The sequence below is a fragment of the Pantoea sp. AG702 genome, from assembly GCF_003182295.1.
GTDB lineage: Bacteria > Pseudomonadota > Gammaproteobacteria > Enterobacterales > Enterobacteriaceae > Pantoea > Pantoea ananatis.
This window is the reverse complement of record NZ_QGTU01000010.1, coordinates 37,805-54,792: the sequence shown is the minus strand read 5'-3', so window position 1 is coordinate 54,792 and position 16,988 is coordinate 37,805. Positions and strand designations below refer to the sequence as shown.

Here is a 16,988-nt window from a genome sequence, read left to right as displayed (position 1 = left end):
TGTCTGCGTAATGTGATTGCTCAGCACCAGGTTTAATGCCTGGTGCTGAGTCTTTTAGAACAGTTCATCAATACGATGATAAAGCGGACTTTCTGTAATGCTTTCACCAATAACGCTCAGCGCACGGCTAGCCGGAACTGGTGCCAGCGGCTGCTTCACTTTACATTCACCAGGCGGCTGGAAGCCCTGAAGTGGCTTGCTGTGTGGTGTGATTTTGGCTGGCGATGCGTTGCCGTTGCGTAGCGGTTCATTCAACAACTGACCCGGCGTTACCAGGGTGATATCTGCGGGCAGCGAGGGCAACATTTGTTGCAGCACCCGCACGGTATTGGGATGCGGATGACCGATCGCAATCGCGTAGCCATCACGCTGGGCCAGACTGACTGCCCGGTTGAACTGCTGTCGAATCGCATTGATATCCTGACTGTCATCTAAAAATACGCGACGCTTAAGCACCCTGACGTGCGTTCCCTGTGCGGCCTGCAGTGACTGACTGTTACCAATCGTCATGCTGTCGAGAAAGTACAGATTGTACTGATTCAGCGCCTGCATGACTTTTTGCATACCCGGCAGGCTCGATGTCATTTTGCTGCCCATATGGTTATTCAGCCCCACTGCATAGGGGACATTGTTGACCGCACTACGGATGATGCGATCGATTTCCGCGCGGCTCATTTCAGGCGTTAAGGTGTTTTTCTCAAGCGGTTGCTTACTTAACGGCGCCATAGGCAGGTGAATCAGAACTTCACGGCCGCCCTGATGCGCTTTGATGGCCATCTGACGTGCATAGGGCGCATCAGGAAGCACCGCGACAGAGATCGCCTTCGGCATTTGCAGCACTTTATTTTCTTCCGTGGGTCGATAGCCGAAATCATCAATGACGATGGCGAGCTTAGCGGCCTGGGACGCGAAACTGAGCAACAGTCCGCACAGCAAGGCGGTAATCTGGTAACGATGAACTAACACTTATTTTCCCAACCACGGAACTGGATTGACCGCTTTACCCTGACGTCGGATTTCAAAATAGAGCGAAGGCGTGCCGCGACCACCGCTGGTGCCCACCAGCGCAATGGGCTGACCGGCCTTCACCTGGGCACCTACGCTGACGAGGGCGCTTTGGTTATAGCCATACAGGCTCATATCCCCTTTACCATGCTCGATAACTACGACCAGACCATAGCCCTGCAACCAGTCGGCCATCAACACACGACCATCGGCAATGGCTTTGACCTCAGTGCCTTCCGGAGCCGCAATGACCAGGCCTTTCCAGCGTAATTCGCCTTGCAGTTCCTCACCGAACCGATGTTCGACGCGTCCGCGTACCGGCCAGATATCCTGACCGTTGGGCCGTCCCAGTCCGCCCGTTCGCGCCATCAGCTCGCGCTCGCTTTGTGTTGGCTGATAACTGGAGCCTTTCGCTTTCGCCTGCACCTGACGCTGACGCACTTTTTCTGCCTCACGTGCCTCACGGGCGGCGCGTTCACGGGCTTCTCGCTCGGCACGAGCGATTTTATCTTGCAGGCGGCTTTCGTTCTGGCGCATCTCAACCAGGTCAGCCTGATCCTTCTGCAGGGCGCTTTCCAGAGACGTGAGCGTTTTTTTACGCGCGGCGCTGGCTTGCTGGAGTTTGTCTTGTTGTTCTTGCTGCTGGGTTAACAGCGTTTTCTGCTGTTGTTGCTTTTGTTCCAGCGAGGCGCGCTGTTGGGCTAATTCCTGACGGGTGGTTTGCAGGGCGGTGATATTTTCCTGACGTGCGGTGTTCAGATAGCCAAAGTAAGCGAGGATACGTTCGCTACGCTGACTCTCTTCACCGCCTAACAGAAGTTGCAAACCTTTGTGCTGCCCCTGGCGAAAGGCGGCGTCCAGCTGTTCAGCAAGCAGCTTTTCCTGCTGGGCCTGCTGCTTTTCAAGACGGGAAACCGAGGCGGTGACCTGGGTAATCTCACCCTTCAGGGCCGACAGGCTGTTACGGGTTTCCCGTAGCTGTCGACTTGCCTGAGCAATGATCTTTTCCTGACTTTGTAGCTGATTAAGTAACTGGCTGCGCTGAACCTTTTGGGCTTTTACGCTTTTTTCTTTTTCGGCAATTTCTTGCTGGATAGATTTCAGCTGGGCTTTGTTGTCATCCGCCGATAAGCCGGGTAGAGGAAACAACAATATGCCCGCATAAAGCAGGCTAAAAGACAGGACGGACAAGCGTGTAAACAACGGCAGGGGACGACCGTTGTAACGAGTCCATGTTGGTAGAACGGTTGTCTTTCCCTTCATAGGCCGATGATTATTCCACGATGAACAGTTGCTTACCAGCATTGCCGACCGGCTTTTGCTTTCTCAGTGCGATCCATTTTCATCAGGACAAGGGACAAGCGCCACGACATTTTTGCCATTCAGCCAATTTTTTTGGAAAATGACGCACAAATCGTCACTCTGTCCGCTTAGCGTCTGTACATGCGAAGTGGCGCAGGTATACTCAGAAGCCTTGTTTTAGCTTATTAGCCCGGTCTGGAGTCGTTACCCCTCATGCAAGAAATTATGCAGTTTGCAAGCAATCACCCCATCCTGAGTCTGGCATGGGTCGTCTTACTCGTACTGGTGATTGTGACTACCGTTAAAGGAATGTTCTCTAAAGTAAAAACTATCAGTCGAGGCGAAGCAACCCGACTCATTAACAAAGAGGACGCGGTAGTGGTAGACGTGCGTTCGCGTGATGATTACCGCAAGGGGCACATTTCGGGCGCGATAAATGTGGCTGCAGCAGATATCAAGAAAGGCAGTTTAGGCGAGTTGGAAAAGCATAAAGCACAGCCCATAATTGTTGTATGCGCAACCGGACAAAGCGCGGCAGATCCTGCTGCCCATCTGAGCGCGGCTGGATTTACCCAGGTTGCCGTTCTGAAAGACGGTATCAGTGGTTGGAGCGGCGAAAATCTGCCGTTGGTTCGCGGTAAATAATCATCCTGAGGTCCCTATGGCAAATGTTGAAATTTACATCAAAGCAACCTGTCCTTATTGCCACCGGGCAAAAGCGCTGCTGAGTCAAAAAGGCGTGGCGTTTCAGGAGATTCCCATTGATGGGGACATGGCAAAACGCGAAGAGATGATTAAGCGCAGTGGCCGGACTACCGTGCCGCAGATCTTTATCGACGGTCAGCATATTGGCGGCTGCGACGATCTGATGGCGCTCAACGATCGTGCAGGTTTAGATCCGTTACTTCAGGCGTAATTACGCCAGACATATTAACTTACAGGACTTAGTCACATGTCAGAACATAACACCAACGAAATGCAATTTCAGATTCAGCGCGTTTACACGAAAGACATTTCTTTTGAAGCGCCGAACGCGCCACAAGTGTTTCAGAAAGAGTGGGAACCAGACGTTAAGCTGGATCTGGACACGGCTTCTTCGCAGCTGGCTGATGAAGTGTATGAAGTGGTGCTGCGTGTGACTGTAACCGCGACCGTTGGCGAAGATACCGCTTTCCTGTGTGAAGTGCAGCAGGCGGGCATTTTCACCATCGGCGGTATCGACGGCACTCAGATGGCGCATTGCCTGGGCGCTTACTGCCCGAATATTCTGTTCCCTTATGCCCGTGAATGCATCACCAGTCTGGTTTCTCGTGGTACGTTCCCGCAGCTTAACCTCGCGCCGGTGAACTTTGATGCGCTGTTTATGAACTATCTGCAGCAGCAGCAAGGCGAAGAAGGTGCCGCGCAACATCAGGATGCCTGATGACTACTCACGCTTCGATTAGCGTCATCGGTGCCGGTTCGTACGGCACCGCTTTGGCGATTACGCTGGCCCGTAATGGCCATCCCGTGTTGTTGTGGGGCCATAATCCCGCCCACATGGCACAGCTGCAGTCAGACCGCTGCAATCTCGCTTTCCTGCCTGATGTTCCCTTTCCCGATAATCTGACGATTGAACCCGATCTCGCCAGGGCCATTGCGGCCAGCCGCGATCTACTGGTGATCGTACCCAGCCACGTCTTTGGCGAAGTGCTGACGCAGATCAAACCTGGCTTACGTGAGGACTCGCGTATCGTCTGGGCGACGAAAGGGCTGGAAAAAGAAACCGGTCGTTTGCTGCAGGACGTCGCCCGGGAAATCCTGGGTGAGGCCATTCCGCTGGCGGTGATATCTGGCCCAACCTTCGCGAAAGAACTGGCCGCGGGTTTACCTACGGCGATTGCGCTGGCGGCAACCGATACGCAGTTTGCGGATGATTTGCAAACGCGGTTGCACTGCGGCAAAAGTTTCCGCGTGTATAACAATCCCGATTTTATCGGGGTTCAGCTGGGTGGCGCGGTTAAAAATGTGATCGCGATTGGTGCTGGGATATCGGACGGTATCGGATTTGGCGCGAATGCACGAACGGCATTAATCACCCGTGGACTGGCAGAGATGAGCCGTCTTGGCGCAGCGTTGGGTGCCGATCCCACGACGTTTATGGGGATGGCAGGCCTGGGCGATCTGGTGCTGACCTGTACCGATAATCAGTCGCGTAACCGCCGCTTTGGCATGATGTTGGGGCAGGGTGAAGAGGTCGATGGCGCACAACGCATTATCGGACAAGTTGTAGAAGGTTACAGAAATACGAAAGAAGTCAAAGCGCTGGCTGCACGTGTCGGGGTTGAAATGCCCATTACGGAGCAGATTTATCAGGTGCTCTATTGCGGAAAACCGGCACGAGATGCAGCATTAAGCCTGCTGGGGCGTTCGAGGAAGGACGAAAACAGTACAAACTAAAGCAGGAAGCCAGGCATCATCACCTGCAGCGCCGATCAAGGCGCTTTTTTATCGGGAGAAAACAGCATGTCGTCTGATGAGTTAGAACTGGTCTGGGACAATATCAAGGCGGAAGCACGCGCGCTGGCAGACTGCGAGCCGATGCTGGCCAGCTTTTACCATGCGACATTGCTTAAGCATGAGAATCTTGGCAGTGCTCTTAGCTATATGCTGGCCAATAAGCTGGCGAATCCGATCATGCCTGCTATCGCTATTCGTGAAGTGGTAGAAGAAGCATACCGTGAAGATCCCTCAATGATTGCGTCTGCTGCTTGTGATATTCAGGCGGTTCGCCTGCGCGATCCTGCGGTTGATAAATACTCCACGCCGCTGCTTTATCTGAAAGGCTTTCATGCGCTTCAGGCGCATCGTATCGGGCACTGGCTGTGGAATGAAGGCCGACGCGCTCTGGCCGTTTATCTGCAAAACGAAGTCTCAGTCTCCTTTGCGGTTGATATTCACCCGGCTGCCAAAATTGGTCATGGGATCATGCTGGATCATGCCACCGGGATTGTGATCGGTGAAACCGCCGTTGTGGAAAATGATGTATCAATCCTGCAGTCAGTAACACTTGGCGGCACCGGAAAAACCAGCGGCGACCGCCATCCGAAAATTCGTGAAGGGGTGATGATTGGCGCGGGTGCGAAAATCCTCGGTAATATCGAGGTAGGCCGTGGTGCCAAGATTGGTGCCGGCTCCGTGGTGTTGCAATCTATCCCGCCACATACCACCGCCGCCGGGGTTCCTGCGCGCATCGTCGGCAAGCCCGGCAGTGAAAAGCCGTCAATGGATATGGATCAACACTTTAACGGTAACGGTGCAGGCTTCCAGTTTGGCGATGGTATTTAAGATTTAATCAGTGCGCCAGCATAGTCGAGTTGGCGCCACGCTTCGTAAACCACTACCGATACCGCGTTGGACAGGTTCATGCTACGGCTTTCCGCCATCATCGGAATGCGGATTTTTTGCGCTGCGGGCAGAGCCTGTAATATCTCTGCGGGTAACCCGCGGCTTTCCGGTCCAAACAGCAAATAATCCCCAGACTGATAGTTGACCGCACTGTGTGCGGGCGTGCCTTTGGTGGTCAGCGCAAACAGGCGCTCAGGCTGCTCGGTAGCGATGAAAGCCTGATAGTCAGCATGAAATTTGATCGCGGTAAATTCGTGATAGTCCAACCCGGCGCGACGCAGGCGCTTATCGTCCCAGGCAAAGCCCAGTGGCTCAATCAGGTGGAGCTGAAAACCGGTATTGGCGCACAGGCGAATAATATTGCCGGTGTTAGGTGGGATTTCTGGTTCAAATAATACGATGTTAAGCATAAGGCCCCCGATAACGAGGGCCGAAGCATAGCAAATTATTGCCTTGCAGAGGAGTAAAGTGGTAGCCAGATAGTGAGGCGCAGTCCACCCAGCGGGCTGTCATCCGCTTTGACCCACCCGCGATGTTGCTGTATTGCCGTTTCCACAATCGCCAGCCCCAGGCCGGTACCGCCGGATTCCCTGTCCCGCGCTTCATCAGTGCGGTAGAAAGGACGAAATATCTGCTCGCGATCCTCCGGGCTGACGCCAGGACCGTCATCATCAACGTGCACGGTAATACCCGAGATATCCACGGAGAAACTGACGCTGATATGCGTGTGCGAGTAGCGCAACGCATTACGGACGATGTTCTCCAGCGCGCTTTCCAGCGCATGTGGGTTGCCGTATAGCGGCCAGGGGCCTGGAGGATAAGGAATCTCCAGCGTCTTGCCCATTTGTTCCGCTTCAAACCTGGCGTCTTCCAGCACGTCATTCCAGAGCTGGTTTGCCTTCATGGCTTCGCTAACCAGCGCGTTCTTATGCTGGGTTCTCGACAGCACCAACAGGTCATTAATCATGCCGTCAAGCCGCTGAGCTTCCATCTCAATGCGCTCCAGCTCTTTGCCTTCACCCTGACGGCGACGCAGCAGGGCGGTAGCCAGCTGAAGTCTCGTCAGCGGCGTACGCAATTCGTGGCTGATATCGGAAAGCAGACGTTGCTGACCGTTCATCATGCGCTCCAGCGCACTCACCATTTGATTGAAGCTGGAACCGGCGGCCAGAAACTCCTGCGGGCCCGATTCCAGTTCAGGATGTTGACGCAGGTTGCCGCTGGCCACTTCATCCGCAGCGTATTTGAGTTTACGTGCAGGACGCGCCAGGCTCCACGCCAGCCAGAGCAGAAGCGGTGAGCTAATCAGCATGGTAACGATAAGCAGTAGCAAAGGCCGGTCAAACAGCAGGTTGATAAAGTCCAGTTGAGAACTGCTGGCAGGCCGAATCAGGTAAAGCTGATAGTTATCCTCCCCATCCCGAACGGCGAAAGGGCCCACCATTTCGACGCGACCATACTTTTTCTTCTGTGGATGATCGGCATTGTCTGACTGACCGATGAAGTTACGGATAACCTGCATTTCATTATGCTGCGCGCCAATAACCCGGCCTTCGCTGGTGACTAACAGCAAGCGCTGACCGGGCGGTGCCCATTTCTCAATCGCGCGAAATAAGCGCCGCCACCACATCAAATCGTTAGGGGGATCGCGCATTAACTCCGCTTCAACGTGCTGCTCTATCATCGTCCCCTGACGCTGCTCACTCTCCATCAGCGACGTCATCTGACGTGAATCAAGCTTGGGTACCATGAGCACCAGCATCAATACCAGTGCCAGCGTCAGCCAGAAAATAGCAAAGATGCGGGTAGTCAAACTTCCTATCATGATGCAGAAACCATCAGATAGCCGCGGCCACGTAAGGTCTTAAACCACGGATGTCCGTCACGGCGGTCAGGGAGCTTACGGCGCAGGTTAGAGATGTGCATGTCAATGGCGCGGTCAAAAGGCGTAAGGCGCTTGCCCAGCACTTCCTGGCTAAGATGCTCGCGAGAGACAACCTGCCCAAGATGCTGTGCCAGAAGATAAAGCAGGGTGAATTCCGTTCCGGTGAGATCCAGCGTCTCGCTGTCGAAACTGGCTTCCTGACGGCCCGGATTCAGGCGCAGGCAGTCAACTTCCAGCGTGGGTGAACTGTTATCGTGCTGTTGCTGCTGTTCACTCCAGTTTGAACGGCGCAGGATAGCGCGAATACGCGCGACCAGCTCACGATCGTTAAAGGGTTTAGGCAGATAGTCATCGGCACCCAGTTCAAGGCCCAGCACGCGATCCAGTTCGCTTCCGCGTGCGGTAAGCATAATGACGGGCGTCTGATATTGCTGGCGTAATTCTTTCAGGGTGTCGATACCGTTTTTCTTCGGCATCATGACATCCAGTAAAAGCAGATCAATTGAGTTATCAAGCAGGTTCAACGCTTGTTCACCATCGCTGGCGACCACGACTTCAAACCCTTCCATTTCCAACAGCTCTTTCAAAAGCGAAGTTAATTCGCGGTCATCATCTACCAACAGGATTTTATTCATTTTTGTAGCCCTCCGCAGGCAAAATAGCGTGTTCCCATGATACCAATCCATCGATTTACGTACTTTTACACCCCCTGACGGATGTTTGCAGCTATCGCCGTACACTGGCTATCGTTGAATCGCAAAACAGAACGAACTGGAGTAAACGATGCGCAAATTAACCGCCGTCGTTATTGCCTCAGCGATGGTTCTCTGTAACGCCAGCGCAAGAGCAGCAGAGCCGATGGCGCCTGATGATGTGCATCACGGCGAATTTACGACAGGCAGTATGACGCAAAATTCGCAAAGTCACATGTTCGACGGCATTGAGTTGACGGAACATCAACGGCAGCAGATGCGTGACCTTATGCAGCAAGCCCGACACGATCGTCCGGCAACGAATATTGATGATATCGCAGCCATGCATGATTTAGTGACTGCAGATAATTTTAACGAAGCGGCCATCCGCAGTAAGGCAGAAGCCATTGCCAGAGTTCAGGTAGAGCAGCAGGTTGAGATGGCGCGCGTTCGTAATCAGATGTACCACCTGTTAACGCCGGAGCAGCAGGCCGCGTTACAAAAGAATTATGAGCGGCGTATAAATTCATTACGCAAGCTTTCGAATCTGCAGCCAGCATCATCGCTGCAACCCGTGAGTCGTACCAGTAGTAACCAGTAGTAAATAGTATCCCTGTTTTCCTTGCCATAGACACATCCCTGTCTTCCCCCTCATGATGAGGGGGTTTTTTTTATCAGGTACTTATCCAAAAATCCTTTAAAATCAGTGCGTGCCTAAAAACACGCTAAGCATTTGCAGACAGGTATAAGCGCCGCTGGTGTAGACAATATGTAGACAACATTAGCTACACATTGAGGCCACCTTCAAGCGGATTACGCGTAATCGCATCCCTCAAATCGTTAGGTGCAAGATGGGCATAAGCTGCCGTTTGCTCAATCCTCGCATGGCCTAAAATCGCCTGTACCGATATGAGATTTCTGCCGTCTATCATGACCAACGACTGAACGTATGCCGCAAGATATGCATAGCTTGATGCCTGGGTATATCTGGCTTCGCCAGTTTCATTAATTTGCAGAATTGTTCCGGGCTCACTTTGAACCAAAGATCCCTTTTCATCTTATGATGTTTTTTTCTGCGATTTATCATTTACGATGAATTTACAATTTATCGGGTAGTTAAAAAAAATAGAAAACACCGTTGGTTTTATTCCTGTTTTTCAGGAGGCTGTTTTTCTTGCGCGTTTTTCCATCGAAGATATTTCACTTTTCTTTCATCTTTTAAATGCATGATAAGTAAAACTTATTTAACTTCCTTCTTTGTTTTTATTTATATTTCAATCAGCTGCAAATATCCCGCTCCGCTTGCACGCTAATTGCGCAGTTCTACACTTAAGTTGTCTCAGCATGGAAGCCGATGTACTTACGAAATTAACGGAGAGCAGCAACCACATCATGTAGTCCGAATTAACCTATTAACGGAGTAAATTATGGCAGAGCATCGTGGTGGTTCAGGTAATTTCGCAGACAACCCGCAAAAAGCGTCTGAAGCCGGTAAAAAAGGCGGTAAGAGCAGCGGCACAGGCGGCGGTAATTTTAAAAATAACCCCGAAAAAGCCTCCGAAGCGGGCAAGAAAGGCGGCAAAAAGTAACGGCTGCTAAGCACTGAACCAAATCTGCACGTTGATTTGGCGCTTACCCAAGGTAGGCAATTCGCCCCGTCTCTCTATGAGGACGGGGCGAAGTATTTTTTTCCCTTCAGAAATGCCATTTCATTCTGCTTCTTCGCCGTTCAGACAGTCAGGCGCGACGCCTTCTGTAGTGTTAAACTTAGCCTTTCTCTCATACTGCGTTACGTTTCAGTAATATGTCTATGGAGTTTGGCATGCAGGCTTCGTACGGAAAGTTAATTCAGTCTGCGGCAGTCGCGGCGACGCTGCTGGCTTCCGTCTTGTTGGTTGTGAAGATTTTTGCCTGGTGGTACACCGGATCGGTTAGCCTGCTGGCCGCGCTGGTCGATTCCCTGGTGGATATTGCCGCCTCGCTGACCAACCTGCTGGTAGTGCGTTATTCCTTACAGCCCGCCGATGACGATCATACATTTGGGCATGGTAAAGCGGAGTCGCTGGCCGCGCTGGCCCAAAGCATGTTCATTTCGGGTTCAGCCCTTTTCCTCTTTCTTACGGGTATTCAACATCTCGCTTCCCCTAACGAACTGCGCTCGCCGGGCATCGGAATTGTTGTCACCGTCGTAGCGCTGGTTTCGACATTAGTACTGGTCACCTTCCAGCGCTGGGTCGTGCGTAAAACCCGGAGTCAGGCCATTCGTGCAGATATGCTGCACTATCAGTCAGATGTGTTTATGAACGGAGCTATCCTGGTGGCGCTGATATTAAGCAGCTACGGTTTCACGCGCGCTGATGCACTGTTTGCGTTAGGGATTGGCGTCTATATTCTTTTTAGTGCGCTGCGGATGGGCCATGAAGCCGTTCAGTCTTTACTGGACAGAGCATTACCCGATGAAGAGCGGCAACAAATTATTGCGATTTCCCTCAACTGGCCGGGTGTGCAGGGCGTACACGATGTGCGTACGCGTCAGTCCGGCCCGACAAAGTTTATCCAGCTTCACGTTGAGCTCGAAGATCAGTTACCGCTCGTCCAGGCTCATCGTATTGCCGATCAGGTAGAGAAAGCGCTGCGAAAAGCGTTTCCCGGTTCTGACGTCATTATTCATCAGGATCCCTGTTCTGTGGTACCGTTTGAAAAGCAGGATTCTTTTAACTTTTAACTTACATGAATTAAGTTAATAAAATGGAAACGGCACGTTTTTAACATTGCTGCAAAAAATTAGTGAAAAGTTGTCTGACCTGAATCAATTCAGCCGCAGGCCTTTGATATACTATCTGCCATTATATGTTGCGCTCATCACAATCGTGTTTATCAGCGTTGAACAGGCCGGATTAACCCTTAGCTTTGAACAATCCAGAGGTTGTCATGATCAAAAAAATTGGTGTACTGACCAGCGGCGGTGACGCCCCAGGCATGAACGCAGCCATTCGCGGCGTGGTTCGCTCCGCGTTAAGTGAAGGGCTGGAAGTTTTTGGTATCTATGACGGCTATCAGGGTTTGTACGAAGACCGGATGATCAATCTCGATCGTTACAGCGTATCTGACATGATTAATCGCGGCGGCACTTTTTTGGGTTCAGCGCGTTTTCCTGAGTTTCGTAACGATGATGTCCGTCAGGTGGCCATTGAAAACCTGAAAAAGCGCGGTATTGATGCGTTAGTCGTGATCGGCGGGGACGGTTCCTATATGGGCGCCAAGCGACTGACCGAGATGGGGTTCCCCTGTATCGGCCTGCCAGGCACGATCGATAACGATGTTGCCGGCACCGATTACACCATTGGCTACTTTACCGCACTGGAGACGGTGGTGGAGGCGATTGACCGCCTGCGTGATACTTCTTCATCACACCAGCGCATCTCCATCGTTGAAGTGATGGGCCGTTACTGTGGCGATTTGACCCTGGCTGCCGCTATCGCTGGTGGATGCGAGTTTATCGTGTTGCCAGAAATTCCCTATACCCGTGAAGAGCTGGTGGCAGAAATTAAGGCCGGCATCGCGAAAGGTAAAAAGCATGCGATTGTTGCTATCACTGAACATATCTGTGATATCGACGATCTGGCGCGGTTTATCGAGACCGAAACGAAGCGCGAAACGCGCGCGACGGTACTTGGCCACATTCAGCGTGGCGGTGCGCCGTGCGCATATGATCGTATTCTTGCCTCCCGCATGGGCGCGTATTCCATTGAACTGCTCATGCAGGGCTACGGTGGCCGCTGTGTGGGTATTCAGAACGACAAAATGGTGCACCATGACATCATTGATGCGATCGAGAACATGAAGCGTCCATTCAAGCGTGACTGGATGGATACCGCGAAGCAGCTTTACTGATTTCACCGCATTAACGGGCATGCTCTTCAGGCATGCCCTTATACCTTCCGTATATTCCCCAAAGTTATAACCGCTTATTTTTAATTCTTTTAGCTCTGAAAAAGTTTATGTCACGCTTGTCCCATAATGAACTGGGAGAGTGCGCAATGAATAAATGGGCCATCGGTATTAGCTTGTTACTGGCATCAGGCAGTGTTCTGGCGAAGGATATTCAGCTGTTAAACGTTTCTTACGATCCCACCCGTGAGCTGTATGAGCAGTACAACAAGGCCTTCAGTGCGCACTATAAACAGGAAACGGGCGATAATGTGGTGATCCGTCAGTCGCATGGCGGCTCAGGCAAGCAGGCCACATCAGTGATAAACGGCATTCGTGCTGACGTCGTGACGCTGGCGCTGCAGTCTGATATTGATGCGATTGCTGAACGTGGCCGCCTCGATAAGAACTGGATTAAGCGTCTGCCGGATAACTCGGCACCTTATACTTCCACGATTGTGTTCCTGGTCCGCAAGGGTAATCCAAAAGGGATCCATGACTGGAACGATCTGATCAAACCTGGCGTTTCCGTCATCACGCCTAATCCAAAAACCTCAGGTGGTGCACGCTGGAATTACCTGGCAGCCTGGGGCTGGGCGTTGGATCACAACAACGGCGATCAGGCAAAAGCGCTAAGCTATGTCAAAGCCCTGTTTAAAAATGTTGAAGTGCAGGATTCCGGTGCGCGCGGTGCGACCAACACCTTCGTTGAGCGCGGCATTGGTGATGTTCTGATCGCCTGGGAAAATGAGGCGTACCTGGCCGTGAATAAGCTGGGAAAAGACAAGTTTGAGATCGTTACCCCAAGCGAGTCTATTCTGGCAGAGCCGACGGTTTCCGTGGTGGATAAAGTGGTTGATGAGAAGGGAACGCGCCCAGTGGCTGAGGCCTATCTGAAGTATCTCTATTCGACCGAGGGACAGACGATTGCAGCCGAGAATTACTATCGTCCGCGCAATGCTGAGGTTGCGAAGAAGTTTGCCAGCACCTTTGCCCCTGTAAAATTGTTTACTGTGGACGAGAAATTCGGCGGTTGGGCTAAGGCACAAAAAACCCACTTCGCGGATGGCGGCACCTATGACCAGGTCATGAAGCCGTAACGATCGCCTGACACAATCTAAACCAGCGGAAACGCTGGTTTTTTTATGCGTGACATTCCGGCGCTGTCAGGCGAGGATGCTGATTGATTCAGTATGGAGAGGGTAACTATGCAGGCAAATCGTCGGGCCTTCATCATCATTGCGTTTCTGCTGGTGCTTGTCGTGGCAGGAATGGGGATAGCTTCCCTTCATGTTAAAGGCAATGCCGATGCGCTTTGGCAGATCGTCAGCGAAAAGTGCGTACCCAATCAGCAGAATAACGGGCAACCCGCGCCTTGCCTGCGAGTTGATCTGCAGCAGCGTTATACACTGCTCAAAGACCGTAACGGCCCCTTGCAATACCTGTTAATTCCCGTTGATAAGATAACCGGCATCGAAAGCCCGCGGTTGCTCAGCACAGCCACACCCAATTTTTTCAGCTTTGCCTGGCAGGACAGAGGCGTAGTGGCGCAGAAATTCGGCTCGCCCATTAAAGACACCGTGCTGTCGCTGGCGATCAACTCCGAGTACGGCCGAACTCAGAATCAGCTCCATATTCATATTTCCTGCTTACGGCCCGATGTCCGTCAGCAACTGGATGGACTGGCACCGACTCTCAATGCGCAGTGGAAGGATGTTACCTTTCTGAACCATCACTATATTGTGCGGGTGCTCAGTCAGGCGGAACTGGATCAACAGAGTGTCTTTATCCGGTTAGCGTCTGAAGTCCCTGATGCTAAGAATGCGATGGGGAAATACGGTATGGCACTGGCAAGCTTACCCGATGGTCGTCTGGTGCTGATGGCGGTAGCGCGCAACTGGCTTTTGCTGAATAAGGGATCGGCAGAGGAGGTGCAGGATCACGACTGCGCCCTGCTGCAACCCATAAAAAAAGCGGCCTGATGAGGCCGCTTATGCTGTGCTCAATCGCCGGTTAGCGTTGTTTAGCCGCCGCAGCAGCTTTAACGATCACGGCAAACGCATCGGCTTTCAGCGACGCGCCGCCAACCAGGGCACCGTCGATGTCTGGCTGAGTAAACAGCTCGGCAGCGTTTTTATCGTTAACTGAGCCGCCGTACTGAATAATCACTTGCTCAGCGATAGCCGCATCTTTTTTGGCAATGTGGTCACGAATAAATTTGTGAACTGCCTGCGCCTGAGCAGGTGTGGCTGACTTCCCGGTACCGATCGCCCATACCGGCTCGTAAGCGATGACCGCGTCTTTAAACGCTTCTGCACCCTGCGTGGTCAGCACCGCATCAAGCTGGCGTGCACAGACTTCTTCGGTTTTGCCCGCTTCGTTTTCCGCTTCGGTTTCACCGATGCACAGAACCGGCACCAGGCCAGCGGTTTTCAACACGGCATATTTTTTCGCAATGAATTCGTCACTCTCTTTGTGATAAGTGCGACGTTCTGAGTGACCAATGATGATGTATTTCGCGCCGATATCTTTCAGCATTTCAGCGGACACTTCGCCGGTAAATGCGCCAGAGAGGTTTACATCAACGTTTTGAGCACCCAGAGCGATGTGGCTACCGGAGATGGCGTGTTTAGCCTGATCAAGATAGAGCGCGGGCGGTGCAATAGCGACGCCACAACCCTCAACGCCCGACAGTTCTTTGCGCAGACCGTCGATCAGTTCGGCTGTCATATGCTTGCTGCCATTCAACTTCCAGTTACCCATAACCAGTGGATGTCGCATTCTATCCTCCGCATAACGCGATACATGAAATGGCGCTGCCCCGGGGCAACGTTGTCTGCCAGACAGTATAGAGATCAAATAACGTCGTGGCTTTGCTTTTCGTCATTTTTGCTCCGTCCATCAGGGCGCAGCCAGCGCAAGTTTTACCGGCTCAATGGCAAAGGTTAATCCTTTATCCCCGTTATCAGACACCACAAAACGCAGTGCGCCTTCAACGTGCTCGTAGTATCGTGAGCCTTTGCCCGCTTTAAGTAATGTTTCCAGCTTTTTACGCCCTTCTTCTGGCGTGAGTCCCGGCACAAAAAAACGTAATATTGCGGTCATATAATCCATGGCTCTGGCCTGGGACGCACTTTGATCCGGGCCCGGAACCGGAAGCCAGGTGACCTGCAGCGTTTTAATTTTACCTGTGCCAGGCTCAAGCGCGGTCGAGGAGTAAAGCGTTTCGTTGATCTTGGTGGCTGCCCGCGTCAGATCGGTTTTCTCATCGCGGGAGTCAATGGCGCGATACTCCAGCAGCGGCAGTTGAGGGTTCGCGAGATTATATTTTTCACGAAACTGGCCGATAGTCATATCCAGCGTGGGCGCGCCTGTTAACAGATAGGGCGCGGTAGGCATATGTTCGGCCTTGTCGAGTGGCGGCGGATCGGCAGCAAATACCGGAACCGTCAGCGCAAGACTCAGCAACAGTGCGCCTGGCAAATTCTTCATTTTGTCGGCCCTGACCAATAAACTCGGAATCAAATTAGAACGGTTTTTACCTCTAAGGTCAAAAGCGTGCAGGTAAAATTTTGTCTGGGGAGCATGCATGATATTACAGCAATGGTTTTTTTCGTTTCGTGGTCGCGTCGGGCGCCGTGATTTCTGGCTCTGGCAGGCAATCTGGTTGCTGTTAACCAGCGTCCTGTTCTTTTTAGCCGGTAACGATCTGGTGGATACGCAAATGGCTGCGTTTGGCATCGTGTGTTTATTGTGGCCGGCCAGCGCCATCGTGGTTAAGCGCCTGCACGATCGCGATCGCCGCGGTTACTGGGCGCTGTTACTCATCGCTGCCTGGTTGCTGATGGCAGGTAACTGGAGCATGACCGGCGCTGTCCTGCTGTGGGTTATTGGCCGCGCGCTGCCATTTATCATTCTGGCAGGACTGATCCTGGACTTAGGCCTGTTTCGTGGCACCGCTGGCGATAACCGCTTTGGTGCCGCACCGGTGCCTTTACGTCTGAAGCGGGCGACTTACCAGTAATTCTCGCTGGTGATATGACCGGGCTTGCGCTTCAGGTGCTTGCGCATGCCGCGTGTCTCTTTCAACAGCTGCTGCGTATCTCGTACCATCTGTGGATTGCCGCAGACCATCACATGGCTGGTTTCTGCATCAATAGTCAATCCGGCCGCCCGCTCCAGCTCGCCACTTTCGATTAATGCCGGAACACGTCCGGTTAATGAGCCCATACTTTCTTCACGACTGACGACCGTGATCACCTGCAGCTTGCCGTTATAGATCTGCTGGAGCTGCTGCATTAGCGGTAAAAAGCTGAGGTCGGCTGCGTAACGTGCGGCATGCACCAGTACGATATGTTTAAAGCGATCCAGGCCTTCACCCTGCTGCAAAATGGACAAATAAGGCCCCACTGCCGTACCGGTTGCCAGCATCCATAAGGTCTGACATTCCGGGACTTCATCCAGAATAAAAAAGCCTGCAGCATCTTTGGTAATCATGACCTGCTCACCGGGGCGCAGCGCCTGTAAGTGTGGACTCAATTTGCCGTCGGGTACGGTGACTAAGTAAAACTCAAGCAGGTCGTCATTGGGCGCATTGACGTAAGAGTAAGCACGTTGCACTCGTTCACCTTCGATCTCCAGTGCCAGCTTGGCGTACTGCCCGGCACTAAACGGGGCGATAGGGGCCTTAACCCGCAAGCTAAACAGCGCGTCAGTCCAGTTTTTCACTTCCTTTACTTGAGCATTGATCCACTCGGCCATGGTTACTCCTTCAGCGTTGAATCGTC

At 52.4% G+C, this 16,988-nt stretch carries 20 protein-coding genes; 12 read left to right on the top strand and 8 right to left on the bottom strand.

Going from position 1 to position 16,988, the window contains the following annotated elements; genetic code table 11:
- Nucleotides 1-54: 54 nt before the first annotated feature.
- Together DFO57_RS20535 and envC are read right to left on the bottom strand one after the other, a co-directional pair.
- The gene (locus DFO57_RS20535; RefSeq protein ID WP_110015645.1) at nt 55-966 is read right to left on the bottom strand and encodes a divergent polysaccharide deacetylase family protein; all 912 of its coding nucleotides are present in this window, start codon (nt 964-966) and stop codon (nt 55-57) included.
- Nucleotides 967-2,268: a murein hydrolase activator EnvC gene (gene envC / locus DFO57_RS20530; RefSeq protein WP_105088933.1), complete on the bottom strand. Its 1,302-nt coding sequence runs from the start codon at nt 2,266-2,268 to the stop codon at nt 967-969.
- A 252-nt stretch (nt 2,269-2,520) separates the two neighbouring features.
- Here envC and DFO57_RS20525 point away from each other — a divergent pair, with 252 nt between their 5' ends.
- The 5 genes from DFO57_RS20525 (at nt 2,521) to cysE (ending at nt 5,634) form a co-directional block, all read left to right on the top strand.
- A complete protein-coding gene (locus DFO57_RS20525) occupies nt 2,521-2,952 on the top strand; it encodes a rhodanese-like domain-containing protein (RefSeq protein WP_013027717.1) in 432 nt (143 codons plus the stop codon).
- Nucleotides 2,953-2,968: 16 nt separating this feature from the next.
- On the top strand, nt 2,969-3,223 hold the full coding sequence (gene grxC, locus DFO57_RS20520) for a glutaredoxin 3 (RefSeq protein ID WP_013027716.1): 255 nt from the start codon (nt 2,969-2,971) through the stop codon (nt 3,221-3,223).
- A gap of 36 nt (nt 3,224-3,259) precedes the next feature.
- Nucleotides 3,260-3,730, top strand: a complete 471-nt coding sequence (gene secB, locus DFO57_RS20515; protein ID WP_013027715.1) for a protein-export chaperone SecB — start codon at nt 3,260-3,262, stop codon at nt 3,728-3,730.
- Nucleotides 3,730-4,746, top strand: a complete 1,017-nt coding sequence (gene gpsA, locus DFO57_RS20510; protein ID WP_199226581.1) for an NAD(P)H-dependent glycerol-3-phosphate dehydrogenase — start codon at nt 3,730-3,732, stop codon at nt 4,744-4,746. The genes secB and gpsA overlap by 1 nt, the downstream gene beginning before the upstream one ends.
- Nucleotides 4,747-4,812: 66 nt before the next feature.
- Nucleotides 4,813-5,634 carry a serine O-acetyltransferase gene (gene cysE / locus DFO57_RS20505; RefSeq protein WP_013027713.1) on the top strand — a complete coding sequence of 274 codons (822 nt, stop codon included), beginning with the start codon at nt 4,813-4,815 and terminating at the stop codon, nt 5,632-5,634.
- On the opposite strand, the gene trmL is transcribed toward cysE, so the two are convergent.
- From trmL to cpxR, 3 genes are read right to left on the bottom strand one after another with little or no spacing between them, the layout of a single operon-like run.
- Nucleotides 5,631-6,104, bottom strand: coding sequence for a tRNA (uridine(34)/cytosine(34)/5-carboxymethylaminomethyluridine(34)-2'-O)-methyltransferase TrmL (gene trmL / locus DFO57_RS20500; RefSeq protein ID WP_013027712.1), 474 nt, complete (start codon nt 6,102-6,104; stop codon nt 5,631-5,633). The genes cysE and trmL overlap by 4 nt on opposite strands.
- 35 nt (nt 6,105-6,139) lie before the next feature.
- Nucleotides 6,140-7,519 carry an envelope stress sensor histidine kinase CpxA gene (gene cpxA, locus DFO57_RS20495; RefSeq protein ID WP_013027711.1) on the bottom strand — a complete coding sequence of 460 codons (1,380 nt, stop codon included), beginning with the start codon at nt 7,517-7,519 and terminating at the stop codon, nt 6,140-6,142.
- Complete coding sequence (cpxR, locus tag DFO57_RS20490; protein ID WP_014604760.1) at nt 7,516-8,214, bottom strand: envelope stress response regulator transcription factor CpxR; 699 nt, start codon at nt 8,212-8,214, stop codon at nt 7,516-7,518. The genes cpxA and cpxR overlap by 4 nt, the downstream gene beginning before the upstream one ends.
- Before the next feature lie 148 nt (nt 8,215-8,362).
- On the opposite strand from cpxR, the gene cpxP reads away from it, so the two are divergent.
- From cpxP to DFO57_RS20455, 6 genes are all read left to right on the top strand, one after another.
- Nucleotides 8,363-8,872, top strand: a complete 510-nt coding sequence (gene cpxP, locus DFO57_RS20485) for a cell-envelope stress modulator CpxP (protein ID WP_013027709.1) — start codon at nt 8,363-8,365, stop codon at nt 8,870-8,872.
- 826 nt (nt 8,873-9,698) lie between these two features.
- Nucleotides 9,699-9,860 carry a KGG domain-containing protein gene (locus DFO57_RS20475; RefSeq protein ID WP_029569270.1) on the top strand — a complete coding sequence of 54 codons (162 nt, stop codon included), beginning with the start codon at nt 9,699-9,701 and terminating at the stop codon, nt 9,858-9,860.
- 233 nt (nt 9,861-10,093) lie between these two features.
- The gene (fieF, locus tag DFO57_RS20470) at nt 10,094-10,996 is read left to right on the top strand and encodes a CDF family cation-efflux transporter FieF (RefSeq protein ID WP_014604761.1); all 903 of its coding nucleotides are present in this window, start codon (nt 10,094-10,096) and stop codon (nt 10,994-10,996) included.
- A gap of 206 nt (nt 10,997-11,202) precedes the next feature.
- Nucleotides 11,203-12,165 carry a 6-phosphofructokinase gene (gene pfkA, locus DFO57_RS20465; protein ID WP_006121288.1) on the top strand — a complete coding sequence of 321 codons (963 nt, stop codon included), beginning with the start codon at nt 11,203-11,205 and terminating at the stop codon, nt 12,163-12,165.
- Nucleotides 12,166-12,311: 146 nt separating this feature from the next.
- Entirely contained in the window at nt 12,312-13,301 is a 990-nt protein-coding gene (locus DFO57_RS20460; RefSeq protein WP_110015643.1) for a sulfate ABC transporter substrate-binding protein, read from the top strand.
- A gap of 108 nt (nt 13,302-13,409) precedes the next feature.
- Nucleotides 13,410-14,183 carry a CDP-diacylglycerol diphosphatase gene (locus DFO57_RS20455; RefSeq protein WP_028715914.1) on the top strand — a complete coding sequence of 258 codons (774 nt, stop codon included), beginning with the start codon at nt 13,410-13,412 and terminating at the stop codon, nt 14,181-14,183.
- 31 nt (nt 14,184-14,214) lie between these two features.
- Here DFO57_RS20455 and tpiA read toward each other — a convergent pair whose 3' ends face one another.
- Nucleotides 14,215-14,982, bottom strand: coding sequence for a triose-phosphate isomerase (gene tpiA / locus DFO57_RS20450; protein ID WP_014594889.1), 768 nt, complete (start codon nt 14,980-14,982; stop codon nt 14,215-14,217).
- A gap of 120 nt (nt 14,983-15,102) precedes the next feature.
- Nucleotides 15,103-15,693: a DUF1454 family protein gene (locus tag DFO57_RS20445; protein ID WP_014604764.1), complete on the bottom strand. Its 591-nt coding sequence runs from the start codon at nt 15,691-15,693 to the stop codon at nt 15,103-15,105.
- Between the two features lie 97 nt (nt 15,694-15,790).
- On the opposite strand from DFO57_RS20445, the gene DFO57_RS20440 reads away from it, so the two are divergent.
- Nucleotides 15,791-16,225 carry a DUF805 domain-containing protein gene (locus tag DFO57_RS20440; protein ID WP_110015642.1) on the top strand — a complete coding sequence of 145 codons (435 nt, stop codon included), beginning with the start codon at nt 15,791-15,793 and terminating at the stop codon, nt 16,223-16,225.
- On the opposite strand, the gene fpr is transcribed toward DFO57_RS20440, so the two are convergent.
- Nucleotides 16,216-16,962 (bottom strand): ferredoxin--NADP(+) reductase, encoded by a 747-nt coding sequence (gene fpr / locus DFO57_RS20435; protein ID WP_013027699.1) that lies wholly within the window; start codon nt 16,960-16,962, stop codon nt 16,216-16,218. The genes DFO57_RS20440 and fpr overlap by 10 nt on opposite strands.
- Nucleotides 16,963-16,988: the final 26 nt, after the last annotated feature.